This is a genomic window from Marinobacter sp., from assembly GCF_040904845.1.
GTDB lineage: Bacteria > Pseudomonadota > Gammaproteobacteria > Pseudomonadales > Oleiphilaceae > Marinobacter.
The window spans coordinates 23,910-41,472 of sequence record NZ_JBBDSR010000043.1 but is presented as its reverse complement, the minus strand read 5'-3'; the positions used below and the strand labels follow the sequence as shown (position 1 = coordinate 41,472).

Here is a 17,563-nt window from a genome sequence, read left to right as displayed (position 1 = left end):
GAGCCACATACGGGTCGGCGATTGCTCGAAATTTGAACTCAATCTCCCACCCCTTCTGATCCAGAAGCGTATAGAGAATATTCTCGGCACACTCGACCAAAAAATAGATTTGAACCACCAAATCAACACCACCCTCGAATCCATGGTCCAGGCCCTGTTCAAAAGCTGGTTCGTGGACTTCGACCCGGTGATCGACAACGCCCTGGCCGCTGGCAACCCCATCCCCGATGAACTGAAAGCCCGCGCCGAATCCAGAGCCGCCCTCGGCGACCAGCGCAAGCCCCTGCCTGACCACATCCGCCAGCAGTTTCCGGACCGGTTTGTGCTGACTGAGGGAATGGGGTGGGTCCCGGAGGGGTGGGAAGTTGGCTCACTCGGTTCGTTAATAGAACTCGCTTACGGGAAATCGCTGCCCGCAACCAAACGCATAGAAGGGAATGTGCCTGTTTATGGTTCTGGAGGATTATCGGGTTACCACAACACTCATCTTGTTCAGGGGCCGAGTGTTATTGTTGGGAGAAAAGGCACCGTCGGCTCCCTGTATTGGGTGGAAGAGGATTGCTTCCCTATTGATACAGTCTTCTTCGTTGTTAATAAGTCACATCTTCCGCTTCACTGGATCTATCAGGCTTTGCAGCTTGTAGACATTAAATCTATGGGCGCAGATTCTGCTGTTCCCGGAGTCAATCGGAATGTCGTTTACGCAAGGCGGTTAACGGTTCCACCGAAAGTATCCGTAGACCATTACGCTGCGCATATCGAGGGTATCTTCGCCCGGTGTAAATCATTGCGAGATGAAAGTCGTACGCTCATGGACTTGCGCGACACCCTCCTCCCCAAACTCCTCTCCGGCGAACTCCGGGTGCCGGAGGCGGAAAAGCAGGTTGCGGAAGCCCTCTAAAACAGAGTCCACCCAAGGCCAGGAAAACCGGGTCGAAAAATCCATCTCGACCCGGCACTCTCTATTTTGACAAAGCCAAAGAGTGACATTAAAATGATCATTAAATTGCACAATATTTTGTGCAGTTATTTGAGCACAAATTATCACGGTTATTATAGAGAGGGTTCGTCATGGAAACTCACGCCATTCTGGCGGAGAAATCCGTAAGCATCTCTGCGTTACGCAACAATCCTGCGCAGTACTTTGGCGATCAACCCATTGCCGTTCTGAGCCATAACAAGCCGGCGGGCTACATGATCGGTGCAGAACTCTTTGAAGAAATGATGAAACTGATCGGCGACAAGGAGGAAGCCCGGGTGTTTCGCGGCCGCTTTCGGCCAGCCGGGGCCGAGCTGGCCGAGTACTGCAAGCGCGGCGCTAAAGCCCTGGAAGAGGCCAAGCCTGAGGATCTGGTGGAAGACTTCAGGGAATGCAAGTCGACAGGACATTCCCCCGAAATTTTTGGAGGTGATGTACCGCATAGGCCAGGTGGCTGAAAGATTTCGGTCCGTTTATTAGCTCCGATCATAGCGCCCTCTAAGTGGCTGGCACGCCAACCTCCTCACCATCCAGCGCCGCAACTGTGTTCTGTTCGTGTACGACAGCACCCGCTTTCCCTTACTGGCAATCTGCCTGACCAAGACGGACTTTGCGGGGCTCGACGAAGGAGCAACGTGTAAGGATTACTTACAAGTTCCTCAAGAGCGCCACCGTCTCATTAGGGGCAATAACAACGAGGCGCTCTGCTTTCTATAGTCCCTTGCTTGCGCTACCCTGACGAAAAACATGGAAAGAAAAAGGGATTTATATGACGATACAGGGAGTTGTACCTGAATGGACGAGTTCAGGCGTAGTCCCACCCATTCGCCCGGATGTCGACGGTGCCAGCCCAGACCGCTCACCCTATCAAGTTGGACTCGGGCAATTTTGCGAGCAGTTTGGGACAACTCAGGAAAGGTGCCACATTCTTAACGGGTTTCTGGATTTTCGACGTGAACTGCACAATGCAGGGCTGGTTACCGGATTCCAGTGGCTCGACGGCAGTTTTCTTGAGCGGGTCGAACTGACACAAAAGCGCCCACCACGCGACGTTGACGTGGTCTCGTTTTTACAATTACCCGACGGCGAGACGCAAGCCACGCTGCTCAAACGGGCACCTGCACTGTTTGATCATCACCGAGTCAAAACAGACTATAATGTCGATGCTTACTTTTCGTTCTTGGGGCAACCTTCAACATCATTCATCGTCAGACAGATAGCCTATTGGTACAGCATGTGGTCGCATCGGCGAGATGGCCTCTGGAAAGGTTTTGTTCAGATTAGCCTCGCACCGGATGATGACGCTTTCGCCAGGCAGTTTATTGTTGATAAGGGAGGTGTAGATCATGGTTAATGCCTATATCTCTTTGAGCTCCGAAGCCCTGGAGTTGCAGTCTCTGCTTGCCGACATTCCTCAAGACCATGTCATTGAGCGCATGAGCCTGGAAGCCCGCCTCCGCTCCGTCGAAGCCAAGCTGGAGAAAGTGGAGAAGCCAGCTCAAGAGCAAAAGGCCAGACTGACGTTTCGAGGAAAGCCCGTTCTCGGTAGTCATGGCATCGCGGCAGACTTTGGCGCTAAAGCCGCCGGCGCATTTTCTGATGCTTTTGTCGCGGTTGCTGCGGGTCTTGCAGAGAACCTCAAACACATCGGCCCTCTCCCGAATAAAGAGAAACACCAGTTGCTGATAACCGGAACGGCTATCGGATCGTTTGGGTTCGAGTTCGAATTACCCTCTCAGGAGTCTGAGCTTTTTCCGGAACTGGCAGCGCCAACACGCACATTGGAAAAGATCGAATCGCTTTTCCGGCTAGCCGCAACCGGCAGCGACGACGACGTTGCAGAGCTTATCGACGAAATTCACCCGCGCTCAGTCAAAAAAGTGCATGATTTTCTTGATTTGCTGGTTCAGCAACACGCGTGGTGCGCCCTCGAGTTCGGCGAGAGGACTTTCAGCTACCAGAATTACGACCAAATCAAGGAATCAAGCTTGCGGCTGAAAGATGACAACATCCGTGAGACAACAGACCTTTTTCAAGGCGAGTTTCAAGGTGTGCTCCCGACAGGTAGATCGTTTGAATTCAAATGCTCACCTGACGAGACGTTGATCCGAGGCAAGATTGACCCGGCGGTTGAAGATCCGGATCTCATTAATCGCGAGTGGTTGCATAAGCCTGCATCGGTAAAACTAAAGATCATACAGGTTGGACGGGGGCAGCCGCGCTATACGCTCACTGCACTATCAGAGATTTCCCCCCGCTCGTGAGCAATGTCAGCAGATTCCAAATCCCGAAACCAATGATCCGCCTCCACTGCACCCAAAAGCTGCTGGCAAAACTGCCACTGGATGCGACCGGTCGGCTCAAGAGAAAAGCCTTGCACCCGCAAGCAGCCAACGATGAGGCCGAGAGCCCTCTGAGCAACTGGCACGCGAACCTGCTCACCATCCAGCGCCGGAACTGCGTGTTGTTCATTCATGACGCGACGCGTTTTCCGGTACTGGCAACCTGCCTCACAAAGCCGGACTTCGCGGAGCTGGATTGGTGGTTTCAGGATGCTGTGATGAACACCCTGCTGAAATCCGGTGCCAATGAAGCGCATATGGAGGCTGCCGCAAGCGCACTTTCCCAGCTGGTTTGCGACTCGCAATGCGACCGTTCGGTGCAGGCCACCATGAATCAGATGAAGCAGGATCTGGAGCATCAGATCTGGTATGACAATCTCTCGATTAGCGACCTGGCACCGCACAGCACCGGTGCCTGGTTAGCAGAGCGGCCCTGTACAGTGAAGGGCATGAAAGGCTGTGTCTGGCCCAAGCGGGCAATACGGGAATTGTTGGAAACAGTTAAAGGATAGATTGCTCTTTTGCCCGCTGCCGGGCTGCTCCTACACGGGCAACAGCGGTTTCGGCCTCTTATCGACTTGCCGATTTTGCCTCATTGTGGCGGGGTCACCCTCTCCAGATAGCGGCGCGCCACCTTGCCAAAGATCAGTAGGCACACGAGGGTCTGCAATAAAAATGCAAAAGCAAAACCGATCATCAATACGCCCATTGGAAGCTCTGAGGTAAATGTCATGAACTCATCAATCGGCGGGGCGCTGGCGGAGACAAACAGCATTGCTATTAGGGAAACTAACGAGACGATCAACGCACTTATGTTCACAGAGACGGACATTATCCAGTTCTCCCGAAAAGTCGGTGCCCGTCCAAACGCCATAACCGACACGGCCATCGCGCCATAGGCGGCACCGATCATCGCTCCGATCTGTACGCCGGAGTTCATCTCGATGTTGAATACCTCACCGATTGTAACAATGCAGAGCTGAAGAGCTGCATACAGGCCAGTAAAGTTGAGGATAGTTTTGGCAATCATGTTTAAGCTTCCTTGCTTCTTCAGTTGTTGAATTACGGAACTTTCTGTTTCGCGAGATTACTGCTGCAGGACCTATCTGGAGGGAGCCGGGATGACCCCTTTTTCGATATAATACTGCACCTGCGCGTTGTAGCCAGATGGATCACCCTCTGCAGTTTCAGCGGGAAATGCTTCTACTACCGGGACAGCAAAACCGGAATTCTCATCTCCCGTGCAATCTCTGCACGAAGCACGCCACCAGGCCAGTGCCTCTCCTTTACCAGAGAAGCCAACAATAAAGTAATGCCCGTAGCCTGGTGTCGGGTAATCTTCAAACCACTTGGCAACGGTCTCACTGAATTCTTCTGGCATAGGTAACGAGACCTCGTAAAATTTTTGCGTTCTGTGAGAGAACCAACGGGCTTCAACTAGATGCGGAACCGGTGCCGGGTCCATAACAACTCGGCCACCGGTCGGGGGCGTTTGCTCATAACCATAGCTGATGGCCCCACCCTGTATTCTACGGTCACCGTTCAGTGTTACTTCTTCGGCCCAGATCGGCCAACTGGAGGGTCCCCCTGAAACGATGACGGTGTACTCGTATGTTTGCGCCTCGGACGAAATGCTGACCATCGCGAAAAGCACCATCAAACATAGCTTTCGTTGCCTTGCTTTCATAAATCCCAACTGTTCGTCACCACGGAGAAGTGAAGGTGCCTTTATCGACAAACTGCTCCACTTGCGCCCGATATTCCTCGGCATCCCCCGCTACTTTGTCGGCTTGTCGATTCGATACGATCTGCTCCGTAAAATCATCTGCTGCTTCGTTGTCACACGACAAACACGTTGCCCGCCACCAGACCGTCACTTCTCCTTTACCAGAGAACCCAATAATGAAGTAATGACCAAACTCTGGGGGTGGATATCGCTGATACCACCCTTCTAGTTGCTCGTGAAACTCATCTGGCATTGAAATAGAGGCTTTATAAAAGTCGAGAGTTCGATGGGAAAACCAGCGAGCATCAATTCTGGCCGGCACAGGGCTGGTGCCCAAAATGACTCTGCTGCCATTTGGAGGCGCCTGGTCAAATCCATAGCCATTGATTCCACCCGGAATGTGTATGGCGTCATTCATCACAATTTCCTCTAACCAGATTGGCCACCCCGTTGGCCCCCCGGCCACGGCAATAGTGTAGGGGTAGCTGCCTTGATCGGAGGAGCAGGCACTGCTCAAAATGGTGAATGCCAGGATGACAATGAATTTCCGAATCACAACTCGACTCCAGTTGCAGCTGAAATAGCCTGGTGCGGCTTGTTAAGGAATCGCCTACGCACTCCTGATGACTCAGGCCCGTGAGCAATACTGCCCGCCCGATGAGAGGTGTGAATGTAGCCGGCCAGGTACTGTCTGGCCGCAGAGAGTTCCGCCCCATCAGCTTTCCAATCATTAATGGCTTGCTCCAGATGTTCGGGGAGGCCAAATTCTGGCTGCTCTTTTGTGATCTCTACCAAGGGGACCCCTGCATCGACCGCATATGTATACATTTTGTGAAGCGAGTAAATGGCCAGCTCTTTGCGAGTTGGTCTACGCTCCTCGGCAATCACATCCATCCCGACAACTCGTGCCTGTATATTCCTTGAATCCGACTCATTCATCGCGGCGATTTTTTCCTGGGCGATTCGGATGGTTCGTGTGTTACCACCATGGCCTGAGAAAACCCGAACGGGGAAAGTCTCGAAATTACGGATGTCTTTGTCCGGGTTCTCATAACCGCCCCCAACGTCAGAGTGAGCGCCTGGCAGAGACTGCTCCATGAAATTCGCAGGCAATCCAGACGCTCCTCGAATGCTGGACAGCGGAAAGTTCTTCCGGATTTCGTGATACGCGGTCAGATGCACGACATGATCGGCGCTTTCGGCACCGAGGTGAAGATTGAAGTCAAGGTTACGGTCATTACCTGGTAAGTAGAAACTACCCACGGTGTCGAAGAGGCCAACGAATCTGACGCGCGCTTTTACATCCGCGGGAAATGTCTTCACGTTGGACAATTTAATGGCCGGCGCAAAAAGATCCGGGCCGTTGATTTCTGGAAACATCAACGTCGCCGGCCATTCGTTAACAAGGTTCACAAAGTAGCGGGCGAGCGCAGCACCACGACTGAATCCGAAAACATCCAACTCTAACTCTGTGGGTTCCCTCACTTTGAGCAAATCACGTACTTGCTGTACAGCAGACAGTATCCTGCTGTGCCCGCCATGTTCTCCAATTCCTAGAGCCAGTCCCGCAAGGTCGCTGGGCGCATGGACCCCATCCTCAGTCACTTGTCCTTCAGTGGTTCCCGGGCCTGCAACGTAAATTCGGTCCAGACTTTCCGTGCGGTCGTAAAGGTCATGCAGTTTTGCAACATTGGTCACGTCACGATCGGTCAGGCGGCGGTCATTGTCTTTGTGGTTACCGGTGCCATCGAAAAAGACGCCTATTCGCAAACGTCTCCTGGCAACGCTTCGCCCTCCTGTCCCATTGCTCCCATCAGACCTATTGCCTTGGCCCCGCAATGATTCCCGTCCATTAAGGGCCTCCATGATCCCGCTGGTGCCGTTTCCTGAAGAGCCACTTTCGATGGTGACTCCGCCCGGTAGGCGAGCACCTTCAGAGTGCGTTCCGCCCCTGGTTTTCAATCCAGATGAATCCGAACTCATCTGCGGAATGCCCGAGAACGGTGCACGAGTGTAAGCATCACCAATAATCACCGACCCAGAACCTATAGTCACACCCCCACAAGAAATCGCACCGCCCGTCACCGCAGCCGGTTTGCCATTAATCATGACCGTGGAGGAGCCAGCAGCAATCGTTCGGGGATGCGGCGGGTGCTTGGGTTTGGAGTGAGGTGCCAGCGGGTCACCCACTCTCGCGGCAGGCTTGCCATCAATCAGCACATCGGGGGAACCGGCAATCACCGGTGTAGGCGGGAAACCTTCGTGCTCGGAGCCCAGGTCTCCGAGAAGTACAATCGCTTTACTCATATCGCGTCCTTTGCGTTTTCCGGAACCATCCTGGCCCCGATAGAAAGTGGCCGCATTTTATACCGAAGCGGGCCGCGGGCCAAATTACGTGATTTCACAATACGATAACGGCGAGCGGGCAAAAAATGGCTACAATCAGGTAACATGCTAATCAACCATACAGATAAGCCACCCACGGGACGCCAGATCGCGCAGTAAGGATAGGGAATGCCCAAGTTCACTGAGGACAAACTGGAACAGGCCATCATCGCCCTGCTGGGTGAACAGGGGTTTCCGTATACACCCGGCCCTTCTCTCTCCCGGGCCCCGGCGGATGTGCTGATCCGTGATGACTTGCGTTCTTTCCTCGCTTCCCGCTATGCCACCGACGGCATTACCAACAGTGAAATCAACGCCATTATCAACCGGCTGGACTCACTCTCTGCCGCAGACCTGTATGCCTCCAACAAAACCATACACAAGTGGGTGGCGGATGGCTTTCTGCTGAAGCGGGAAGACCCGGACCGGAAAGATCTGTATATCCAGCTTCTGGACTACGCCGGATTACCGGAGCAACGCGCTCCAAAGCCCGGAGAGGTCGATACGTTTATCGCGGATGATGGCGAGGGCTACCACTCGGGCGGCAACCTCTACCGGGTAGTCAATCAATTGGAGATCGAGGGGCTGGAAAAGCGCATCCCCGATGCCATTCTCTACATCAACGGCCTGCCCCTGGTGGTCTTCGAGTTCAAAAGCGCCATCCGCGAAAACGCCACCATCCACGATGCCTGGAAACAGCCCACCATCCGTTACGCCCGGGACATTCCTGAGCTGATGAAATACAACGCGCTGTGTGTGATCAGCGATGGCGTGAATTCCCAGCTCGGCTCGCTGTTTGCGCCTTACGAGTATTTTTACACCTGGCGAAAAGTGACCGGTGACGAAACCATTGAGCACGACGGCATCAATGCTCTGCACACGATGATTGAGGGGTTGTTCGACCGTAACCGGCTGCGGGAAGTGATCCGGCATTTCATCTATTTTCCGGACAAATCCCACCGGGAGGAAAAGATTGTCTGCCGTTACCCACAGTTCTATGCCGCCGGCAAACTGTTCCGCAACATTTTGGCGCATCGCAAACCGGAGGGAGACGGTAAAGGCGGCACCTACTTTGGAGCCACCGGCTGCGGCAAGAGTTTCACCATGCTGTTCCTCTCCCGCCTGCTCATGAAAAGCGTGGAGTTTGAAAGCCCCACTCTTGTACTGATCACCGACCGCACGGATCTGGACGACCAGCTCTCGGGCCAGTTCACCAACGCCAAAGAATACATCGGCGACCAGACCGTCATCAGCGTGGAAAGCCGCAGCCATTTAAGAGATCTTCTGAAAGGCCGCACCAGCGGCGGCGTGTTCCTTACCACCATTCACAAGTTCACTGAAGACACCGAACTGCTGACCGATCGCTATAACGTTATCTGCATTTCCGATGAAGCCCACCGCAGTCAGGTGAATCTGGAACAGAAAGTCCGGGTCACCGACGAGGGGGTGAAGCGCACCTTCGGGTTTGCCAAATACCTGCATGAGTCTCTGCCCAACGCCACCTATGTAGGTTTCACTGGCACCCCCATCGACGCTACGCTGGATGTGTTCGGCGAGGTGGTGGACAGCTACACCATGACCGAGTCGGTGAAGGACGAAATCACCGTTCCGATTGTTTACGAAGGCCGCGCTGCCAGGGTTATTCTGGATAATGAAAAGCTCCAGGACATCGAAGCCTACTACGACAAATGTGCGGACGACGGTGCCAGCGAATATCAGATTGAAGAGAGCAAGAAAGCCAGTGCCAATATGAGCTTGATTCTGGGTGATCCGGACCGGCTGCGAGCGCTGGCAAAAGATTTTGTGCACCACTACGAACAACGTGTGGAAGAAGCCGCCACGGTGAAGGGCAAGGCCATGTTTGTGTGCAGCAAGCGGGAAATTGCCCATGCTTTCTGGCAGGAAGTGATCGCACTGCGACCACACTGGAACGAGGCTTTGGTGTGCGAGCCCGGGGCCAGTCTGTCCAGCAAGGACCGTCAAGACATCAAGCCCATGGAGCGCATCAAACTCATCATGACTCGCGGCAAGGATGACCCAAAGCCGCTCTGGGACATGCTGGGCACCTCAGACCACCGCAAAGAGCTGGATCGTCAGTTCAAGAGCCCGAAGTCCAACTTCAAGATCGCCATTGTGGTGGATATGTGGCTGACGGGCTTTGACGTGCCATTTCTGGACACGCTCTATATCGACAAACCGATACAACGCCACAACCTGATCCAGACCATCTCCCGGGTCAACCGCAAATTCGAGGGCAAGCACAAGGGCCTGGTGGTGGACTACATCGGCATTAAGAAGCAGATGAACCTGGCCCTGGCCCACTACAACAAGGCCGATCAGCAGTATATCGAGGAGATTGAGCAGTCCGTCATTGTGGTGAAAGACCACCTGGATCTGCTGGAAAAGCTGTTCCACCGGTTCGACGCCACCCGGTATTTTGAAGGCAGCCCGGTGGAGCAGCTGAATTGCCTGAACCGGGCCGCCGAATACGCACAACTTACCGACAAGATTGAAAAGCGCTTTATGGCGCTGGTGAAACGTCTGAAGGCGGCTTATGACATCTGCAGTGGTTCAGAGGGCGTAACCCAGGCCGAGCGTGACCGGATTCACTTCTATCTGGCGGTTCGCTCAATTGTCTTCAAGCTCACCCGGGGACATGCCCCAGACACCGCCCAGATGAATGCCCGGGTTCGGGAGATGATGACCGAAGCTCTGAAGGCCGATGGCGTCGAGGAAATCTTCAAACTCGGGGAAGACAATGCCGAGGCGAGAAACATTTTCGATGACGACTACCTCGCCAGGATCGAAAAGATCAAACTGCCCAACACCAAAATCAAGCTCTTGCAGCAGCTGCTGGCAAAGGCCATCGAAGATTTCAAGCGGGTCAACAAAGCCCGGGGCGTGGATTTTTCAAAACAGCTTCAGGCGCTGGTCGAAAAATACAATGAACGCAAAGAGGATGACGTGTTCCGCGGTGAGGTCGTTGAGGATTTCACCGATGCGATCATTGATCGTTACCTGCAGATGATCGAATCTCTGAAACAGGAGGTGGGCTCTTTTGCCGACCTGGGAATCGACCTCGAAGTAAAAGCCTTTTACGACATCCTGAAAGACCTCACCGTCCGATACGACTTCACCTACCCGGAAGAAAAGCTGTTACCACTCGCCGAGGCAGTGAAGGTGGTCGTCGATGACAAGGTCAAATACACCGACTGGAACCAGCGGGATGACATCAAGGCCGAGCTCAAGGTAGACCTGATCCTGCTACTGGGTAAGCACGGCTATCCACCGGTTGACCGGGACGAAGTCTACAAGGAAATTTTCGAGCAGGCCGAGAACTTCAAGCAGTACCGCACCGCCAGCCTATAGCAACTCGCGGATAACGCTGTATTCCTGTTCTATTTTGGCGCGGGAATCTTCCGCCAGAAAACGGGCAACTTTCTTACCCAGCAGCGGTACGTCACACCGCACGTTCAGCGTAACTTCGTTGGTGCAGCGTTGCTGTGAGCCGGACAGTTTCATGATGCCCTGAATTTTCGCCGGCACGCCGTCAACCCGCACCCGGAACTCGCAATGCCATTCACCGTCGTCCTTGCGGAACCAGTGCTCTTCCTGGCGCACCTGATTCCACTCCCGGTGGAAGCTGGCCAGCACGCCTGGCACTGCGATAGAGGTCATCATCTCGCGCTCCACCACCAGTTTGGCGGAAAGATCATCGCGCTTGAGTTCCGCAATGCGCACGTTGCGCGCGCCCATTTTCCGGTTTTTCTCGATGATACGGTTCTCATCGAAGAAGGTGCCGAGCACATGCTCAAGGCCCGCGTCGTAGGGATGTTTTAATTCAAGTTCCATAGTGGCCTCCATTCAAGATGACTCAATTGTTACGGGGACCGGATGCGCGAACATTGGCCGGCTGGTCAGGCGCTGATGGCTGCGTGGCCAGCCACTAGCCGACCATGCCCTTGGCCAAGTATCATGGGTGCCCTTTTGATTCATCCGCTACCCGCAGCCGTATTCCCTACCGGGCTGACAGGAGACTTTTTAATGCGCAACGCCGATCTCGTCGCACGGGACCTCAAATCCGTCTGGCACCCTTGCACCCAGATGAAAGACCACGAAACCCTGCCACTGATCCCGATCAAACGGGGCGAAGGTGTCTGGCTGGAAGATTTTGAGAACAACCGCTACATCGATGCCGTCAGTTCCTGGTGGGTCAATCTGTTTGGCCACGCCAACCCGCGCATCAACGCCGCCATCCAGGACCAGATCGGCAAACTGGAACACGTCATCCTTGCCGGTTTCAGCCATGAGCCCGTGGTCAATCTGTCCGAACGTCTGATCGAGGTCACCCCGCCGGGGCTCAACAAATGTTTCTACGCCGACAATGGCTCTTCAGCCATTGAGGCGGCACTCAAAATGAGCTTCCACTACTGGAAAAATCATGGCAAGCCGAACAAGAAGAACTTCGTCAACCTGAGCAACAGCTACCATGGCGAAACCCTCGGCGCGCTAGCCTTGGGCGATGTGGCGCTTTACAAGGACACCTACCAGCCACTGCTGATGGAAGTATTGACCGCGCCATCACCGGATGCCTGGTATAAAGAAGCCGGCGAAACCGACAAAGACTATGCCCTGCGCCAGTTCGAGGCGATGGATAAACTGCTGGCCGAAAAGCACGACGAAATCTGTGCGGTGGTGGTCGAACCATTGATCCAGTGCGCCGGCGGCATGCGCATGCACCACCCGATTTACCACACCAAACTGCGTGAAGCCTGCGACAAATACGGCGTTCACCTGATCGCCGACGAAATCGCCGTCGGCTTCGGCCGCACCGGCACGATGTTCGCGTGCGAGCAGTCAGGCATTACCCCGGACTTCATGTGCCTGTCCAAAGGCCTGACCGCCGGCTATCTGCCGCTGTCCGTCGTGCTGACCACTGACAAAGTCTACGACGCCTTCTACGACGACTACGAAACCATGCGGGCCTTCCTCCACAGCCACAGCTACACCGGCAACCCCATCGGCTGCGCCGTCGCCCTGGCCACCCTGGACATCTTCCGCGACGACAACGTGATCGAGAACAACAAACGCCTGTCTGCCTGCATGGCCGACTCGGTTGCCCATCTGGCCGACCACCCCAACGTGGGCGGCATCCGCCAGCACGGCATGACCCTGGCGGTGGAAATGGTCAAAAACAAAGCCGACAAAACGCCTTTCCCCTGGCAGGAGCGCCGCGGCATCAAAGTCTACAAGCACTCCCTGACCCGCCAAGCCCTGCTGCGCCCACTGGGCAACGTGCTCTACTTCATGCCGCCTTACGTGATCACCGAAGACCAGATCCGCCATCTGGGCCAGGTCGCCACCGAAGGCATCGAGATTGCCGTCAGGGACTGATCATGCGCACCCCCAGAATCTACACCGACTCCCCTCTGGCCGAAGGGACAGCCGCCGCGCTCGACGACAACGCCGCGCACCATGTTGGCCGGGTACTGCGCATGCAGCCCGGCCAACAGCTGCGGCTGTTCAACGGTGACGGCAACGACTACACCGCCACCATCCTCAGTGCCGGCAAAAAGCAGGTCGAGATCGAGGTAGCCGGGCAAACCCCCAACACCACCGAATCCCCGCTGGACATTGTTCTCGGCCAAAGCCTCTCCAAAGGCGACCGCATGGACTACGCCGTGCAAAAAGCGGTGGAAATGGGGGTCACCCGCATCGTCCCACTGAACACCGAACACTGCGACGTAAAGCTAAAAGGCGACTGGGAAGACAAGCGCCTGCGGCACTGGCAATCCGTCGCCATCAGCGCCGCGGAACAGTGCGGCCGGGCACGGGTACCCGAGATTGCGCCGGTCATGGCATTGAATGAGTGGTTCGATCACACCGAAAGTTGCGATCTGAGACTGGTGCTTCACCACCGCACCGAGCAGTCTCTGGGTTCCATGAACAGACCTGCCCGGATTGCCTTAATGATCGGCCCGGAAGGTGGATTGAGCGCCGACGAAATCAGCGCGGCAGAAAGTGCCGGCTTCCTGCCCGTGGCATTGGGGCCGCGAGTACTGAGAACCGAAACCGCCCCGGTGGCGGCCATTGCCCTGTGCCAGTGGCTGTGGGGCGATATCGGCGGTTAAGTAAACCGACTGAGCCGCCGCCGCAATCTGGCGTATCAGTCATTGACACAGACAAGGCCCGACAACATTATCCTTGTCGAGAATTAAAGCCGTTGAGGGCCGTTCCGTAGCTTGGGCTGCTTGACGGGGCGGGCTCTCCAAAACTGTGCGGAGCCATGGATGGCGGAGCCCAAGCGCCGCATGGCTGCGCTTGAGCGTGTTTTGGAGAGCCCGCCCCGTCAAGCAGCAGGCACCAAAACACCAACAACGAAAAAAATGCGAGCACCAGATGACAAGCCTGTTTACCAACCCAGAATTCTGGCAATACCTCAGTATCCCGGTGATTGCCGCCCTGATCGGCTGGACCACCAACTGGCTCGCCATCAAAATGACCTTTTACCCGCTGGAATTCATCGGCAAGCCCCCGTTACTGGGCTGGCAGGGCATTATTCCCTCCAAAGCCCGGAAAATGGCCGCCATCAGCGTAGACGCCACCATCTCCAAAATCGGCACCGTTGACGAAATTTTCCAGCAAATCGACCCCAAAGTACTCGCTGCTCACATCATCCACAACGCCGATCCCCGCATCGAAGAATACGTGGACGAAATGATGCTGCACGAATACCCCACCTTCTGGGAAAATCTGCCCTCCTCGGCGCGAAACATGGTCTACGAACGCGTACGCAAAGCCACACCGCAGTTGGTGGACAACCTGGTCGATGACATCTCCAACAACATCGAAGACCTGCTCGACATCAAAGGCATGGTGATCGACCGCCTGGCCAAGGATAAACGCCTGCTGAACAAAATCTTCCTCGAATGTGGCGAAGTCGAATTCCGCTTTATCGTCAACTCCGGCCTCTATTTCGGCTTCCTCTTCGGCCTGATCCAGATGGCCGTGTGGTATTTCTACCAGAGCTGGTGGGTACTGCCGTTTTTCGGCCTGCTGGTAGGCTACGCCACCAACTGGATTGCCCTGAACGTGATCTTCCGGCCGCTTCACGAAAAGAAAATCGGCCCCTTCCGGCTTCAGGGACTGTTCCTCAAACGCCAGAACGAAGTGGCCGAATCCTTCTGCCACATTGTCACCCACGAAATACTGACGGTCGGTAACATCATCAACGCCATCATCGAGGGCCCCAAAGGCGATCGCGCCCGCAACATGGTGAAAAAGCACATAAAACCGCTTGTGGATGAAACCGCTGGCATGGGCAAAGCCCTCACCCAGATGGCTTTTGGCCCGACCGGCTTCGCCACTCTCAAAAACAAGGTGGGCGAAAAGGCGATAGAGATCTCCCAGTCGTCCTTCAACAACCCCATGTTCGAGAAAGACCGGGCGCGGGCGGTGGAATCCATCATGGTGGAGCGGATGATCGCGCTGTCATCGGAGGAGTTCCAGGACCTGCTGCGACCCTGCTTTCAGGAAGACGAAATCAAGCTCATACTGGTAGGCGCATTCTTGGGAATGTTGGCCGGTGTCGGGCAGTTGGTCTTCGTCTTCGGTGGAACCGTGTTTTAAACTTCTGTATGCCTTTTTCTGTGCATCCGCAGGCAGCCTCACTATACTGACCGCAAACAGGTACGTACTTTTTAGCGATTGATGAAACCCGGAGGCAATGGATGCCAGGCTTCTTTTCCTGGATATCAGATTTTTTTTCGTCCTCCGGGTCGACAACGCCCTCGCCCGAATCACGACTCTTCAATCCCGTTAGCGTGAACCCAGAAACTCTCGAGCAGGGGGATGAGCTGGTTCACCGCCTTGAGGAGCACCTTTTTTGCTGGCTCCTCGACTCATCACCCGCCATCCTGAAAGCGGACATTCCCCGAATGTCGAACGCCCTGGACCAACTCGGCGAGCGGTTGAGCACCTCATCCATCGACGAACTTCCGCGCCAGCCGCTAACGCTGCCCATGCTGATGCGCGCTATCTCCGACGAATCGTCTGACCGACACCGCCTGAGTGACATCATTCTGAGCGATCCGGCGCTGACCGATCAGTTACTGCAGATTGCCAACAGCCCCTACTTCCGCCCGGGCGACCATCCGATCGAATCCGTTGACCAGGCCATTTTTGTGTTGGGCATCGATGGCATCCGCAACGTCATTTCCGCCGCCGTCATGCGCCCCATGATGGTTGCCCGCAACAGCCGCGAGGCACTGTTCGCCCAACGAGCCTGGCGTTGGGGACTGGCGTGCGCACGCTCGGCGGAGCTGATTGCCCGGCTTCAGGGCCAGGACACCAGCGCCTATTTCATGTTGGGTTTGCTGCCGGCACTGTCTTATATGACGTTGAGACGGGAGTTACAGCGCATTTACCGCACCCGTGCCGCAGGCGCGGAACCGGAGCCTGCGGTGATCCGCCAGGCACTAGCCCGCTATCAATGGCCCGTATCGCAATTGCTGGCCAACGAATGGAATCTGCCGCCCCAGTACCACGCTTACCTGCTGGCCGCGGAACGCCCTGCCCCGGGGCAAACACACACGCCCCTTAACGACGGCATGATTATTGGCACCCGCGAAGTGCTGCGTCACGCCCATCAACGCAACATGGCCGAAGAACACCTGAGTGCCGTTATCCAGCTGGACGAGCAGCAACTTCAGCGGGTGCGGCAGGCCATCCTGCAGATGCTGGATGGCGGCGACCGATCTCGCCCCTGAACGGGGCAGGTTATGCGGCATCAGCTCCCGGCGGGTGCCTTGTTCACATCAAGCAGGTCAGCAAAGGTGACCGAATGCGTATCCGGCGTGCTTCTACGCAGGCTGTCCGGTAACACCGGTGGCAAACGATCCACCACCCTGTCTTCGTCACTACGGATGGCATCCAGTACATTTCCCACAGTGACCAGATTCAGTGCCCGCCCGGGGACCAGGCGGTCGCCCTGACCGCCTGCCAGGGTAATGAACCCGGCGCGTATCAGCTTGTCACTGATACTCCGAGTAATGTCCCCCGGCACCCGCAACTGATGTTCCAGCCATTCCTGCTGAGGCGCGGCCTTGCCCTCGCTGAACGGTTTGGCCACCATCCACATCAACGCCAACCCGACCTTTTCCTGCAATTCCGGTGACAACCTCACCTGCTGACGCTTGGCAACGGACCCGGGGTTCTGCAGATAGAACGCCAGGTTCGCCCCGAGCAGCAAAATCATCCAGTTGAGATACGTCCAGATCAACAGGAAGATACCGATCGCAAAGCTGGAGTAGATCGCTTCATATTTCGCGGAGCCCGCCACGAAGGAGGCGAACGCCATGCCGGCGGCCTGCCAGGACACCCCGGCGATCACGCCTGCGATAAACGCATAGCGAAGCTTGACCCGGGTATTGGGGATAAACACGTAAACGAAGGTGAACGCACCCACCACCAGCAAAAATGGGGTAAACCGGCTCAGGCCCACGATGAGCGACCCGAACGGCTCAATCGCCATCAGCGTCTGCATGTAGCTGGAGGAAAAAATGGTCGCGGTGATGCCGATGGCGGACACCATCAGCAGAGGCCCCACCATGATGACACTGAGGTAGTTACTGAAACGCTGGGCCATCGAACGCATGTCCGGAACCCGCCAGATCATGTTGAAGGATCGCTCGATTTTCTGCACCAGTGATACCACCGTGTAGACCAGCAGCGCCAGACCCACAGACCCCAGAACGCCGACTTTCATATTGTCGACGAACCCCAGGATCTGTTCCGCAATTTCAATGCCCTGCGGCCCCATGGGTTCAAAGAACTGATACAGGAAGGGCTCCATGCGCTGGTGAACGCCGAGCGCCTTGAGCACGGAAAAGCTCAGCGCCAGCAAGGGCACAATACTGAGCAGCGTGGTATACACCAGGCTCATGGCGTGCAGAGTGAGATTGCCACTGATGACATCCCGCACCAGCGCGTAAAGGCTGCGGGCGGCTTTATAAAGCCAGGTCCAGGGCCAGCGCTCCGGTGGGTTCGGGTTTGCCAGAATCCATGTTTCCGCGGCGTCGAGCCGCTCTTTCAACTGAAAGGAAGCCACATAACGTCCTGTTTCATTGTGTC

At 55.5% G+C, this 17,563-nt stretch carries 16 protein-coding genes; 10 read left to right on the top strand and 6 right to left on the bottom strand.

Features of this window, described 5'->3' with window-relative positions; genetic code table 11:
* From WD429_RS04820 to WD429_RS04800, 5 genes are all read left to right on the top strand, one after another.
* On the top strand, nucleotides 1–901 hold a 901-nt coding region (locus tag WD429_RS04820; RefSeq protein WP_368421041.1), incomplete at its 5' end, for a restriction endonuclease subunit S.
* A 170-nt stretch (nucleotides 902–1,071) separates the two neighbouring features.
* Entirely contained in the window at nucleotides 1,072–1,437 is a 366-nt protein-coding gene (yafN, locus tag WD429_RS04815; protein WP_368421040.1) for a type I toxin-antitoxin system antitoxin YafN, read from the top strand.
* A gap of 311 nt (nucleotides 1,438–1,748) precedes the next feature.
* Nucleotides 1,749–2,333 carry a hypothetical protein gene (locus WD429_RS04810; protein WP_368421039.1) on the top strand — a complete coding sequence of 195 codons (585 nt, stop codon included), beginning with the start codon at nucleotides 1,749–1,751 and terminating at the stop codon, nucleotides 2,331–2,333.
* The gene (locus tag WD429_RS04805) at nucleotides 2,326–3,243 is read left to right on the top strand and encodes a hypothetical protein (RefSeq protein WP_368421038.1); all 918 of its coding nucleotides are present in this window, start codon (nucleotides 2,326–2,328) and stop codon (nucleotides 3,241–3,243) included. The genes WD429_RS04810 and WD429_RS04805 overlap by 8 nt, the downstream gene beginning before the upstream one ends.
* A gap of 32 nt (nucleotides 3,244–3,275) precedes the next feature.
* Nucleotides 3,276–3,833, top strand: a complete 558-nt coding sequence (locus tag WD429_RS04800) for a hypothetical protein (RefSeq protein ID WP_368421037.1) — start codon at nucleotides 3,276–3,278, stop codon at nucleotides 3,831–3,833.
* Between the two features lie 80 nt (nucleotides 3,834–3,913).
* On the opposite strand, the gene WD429_RS04795 is transcribed toward WD429_RS04800, so the two are convergent.
* From WD429_RS04795 to WD429_RS04780, 4 genes are all read right to left on the bottom strand, one after another.
* Complete coding sequence (locus WD429_RS04795) at nucleotides 3,914–4,351, bottom strand: ABZJ_00895 family protein (RefSeq protein WP_368421036.1); 438 nt, start codon at nucleotides 4,349–4,351, stop codon at nucleotides 3,914–3,916.
* A 72-nt stretch (nucleotides 4,352–4,423) separates the two neighbouring features.
* Complete coding sequence (locus tag WD429_RS04790; RefSeq protein WP_368421035.1) at nucleotides 4,424–5,017, bottom strand: hypothetical protein; 594 nt, start codon at nucleotides 5,015–5,017, stop codon at nucleotides 4,424–4,426.
* Nucleotides 5,018–5,024: 7 nt separating this feature from the next.
* Complete coding sequence (locus WD429_RS04785; RefSeq protein WP_368421034.1) at nucleotides 5,025–5,603, bottom strand: DUF2931 family protein; 579 nt, start codon at nucleotides 5,601–5,603, stop codon at nucleotides 5,025–5,027.
* Nucleotides 5,600–7,354 (bottom strand): type VI secretion system PAAR protein, encoded by a 1,755-nt coding sequence (locus WD429_RS04780; RefSeq protein WP_368421033.1) that lies wholly within the window; start codon nucleotides 7,352–7,354, stop codon nucleotides 5,600–5,602. The genes WD429_RS04785 and WD429_RS04780 overlap by 4 nt, the downstream gene beginning before the upstream one ends.
* Before the next feature lie 207 nt (nucleotides 7,355–7,561).
* On the opposite strand from WD429_RS04780, the gene WD429_RS04775 reads away from it, so the two are divergent.
* On the top strand, nucleotides 7,562–10,801 hold the full coding sequence (locus WD429_RS04775; protein ID WP_368421032.1) for a type I restriction endonuclease subunit R: 3,240 nt from the start codon (nucleotides 7,562–7,564) through the stop codon (nucleotides 10,799–10,801).
* On the opposite strand, the gene WD429_RS04770 is transcribed toward WD429_RS04775, so the two are convergent.
* A complete protein-coding gene (locus tag WD429_RS04770; RefSeq protein WP_368421031.1) occupies nucleotides 10,796–11,284 on the bottom strand; it encodes a DUF2505 domain-containing protein in 489 nt (162 codons plus the stop codon). The two genes, WD429_RS04775 and WD429_RS04770, sit on opposite strands and share 6 nt — an antisense overlap.
* 192 nt (nucleotides 11,285–11,476) lie before the next feature.
* Here WD429_RS04770 and WD429_RS04765 point away from each other — a divergent pair, with 192 nt between their 5' ends.
* From WD429_RS04765 to WD429_RS04750, 4 genes are all read left to right on the top strand, one after another.
* The gene (locus tag WD429_RS04765; RefSeq protein ID WP_368421030.1) at nucleotides 11,477–12,826 is read left to right on the top strand and encodes an adenosylmethionine--8-amino-7-oxononanoate transaminase; all 1,350 of its coding nucleotides are present in this window, start codon (nucleotides 11,477–11,479) and stop codon (nucleotides 12,824–12,826) included.
* Nucleotides 12,827–12,828: 2 nt separating this feature from the next.
* Nucleotides 12,829–13,563 carry a 16S rRNA (uracil(1498)-N(3))-methyltransferase gene (locus WD429_RS04760; protein ID WP_368421029.1) on the top strand — a complete coding sequence of 245 codons (735 nt, stop codon included), beginning with the start codon at nucleotides 12,829–12,831 and terminating at the stop codon, nucleotides 13,561–13,563.
* Nucleotides 13,564–13,831: 268 nt separating this feature from the next.
* On the top strand, nucleotides 13,832–15,061 hold the full coding sequence (locus WD429_RS04755) for a DUF445 domain-containing protein (protein WP_368421028.1): 1,230 nt from the start codon (nucleotides 13,832–13,834) through the stop codon (nucleotides 15,059–15,061).
* A gap of 308 nt (nucleotides 15,062–15,369) precedes the next feature.
* The gene (locus tag WD429_RS04750; RefSeq protein ID WP_368421027.1) at nucleotides 15,370–16,200 is read left to right on the top strand and encodes an HDOD domain-containing protein; all 831 of its coding nucleotides are present in this window, start codon (nucleotides 15,370–15,372) and stop codon (nucleotides 16,198–16,200) included.
* A gap of 20 nt (nucleotides 16,201–16,220) precedes the next feature.
* On the opposite strand, the gene WD429_RS04745 is transcribed toward WD429_RS04750, so the two are convergent.
* Nucleotides 16,221–17,540 (bottom strand): YihY/virulence factor BrkB family protein, encoded by a 1,320-nt coding sequence (locus WD429_RS04745; RefSeq protein WP_368421026.1) that lies wholly within the window; start codon nucleotides 17,538–17,540, stop codon nucleotides 16,221–16,223.
* Nucleotides 17,541–17,563: the final 23 nt, after the last annotated feature.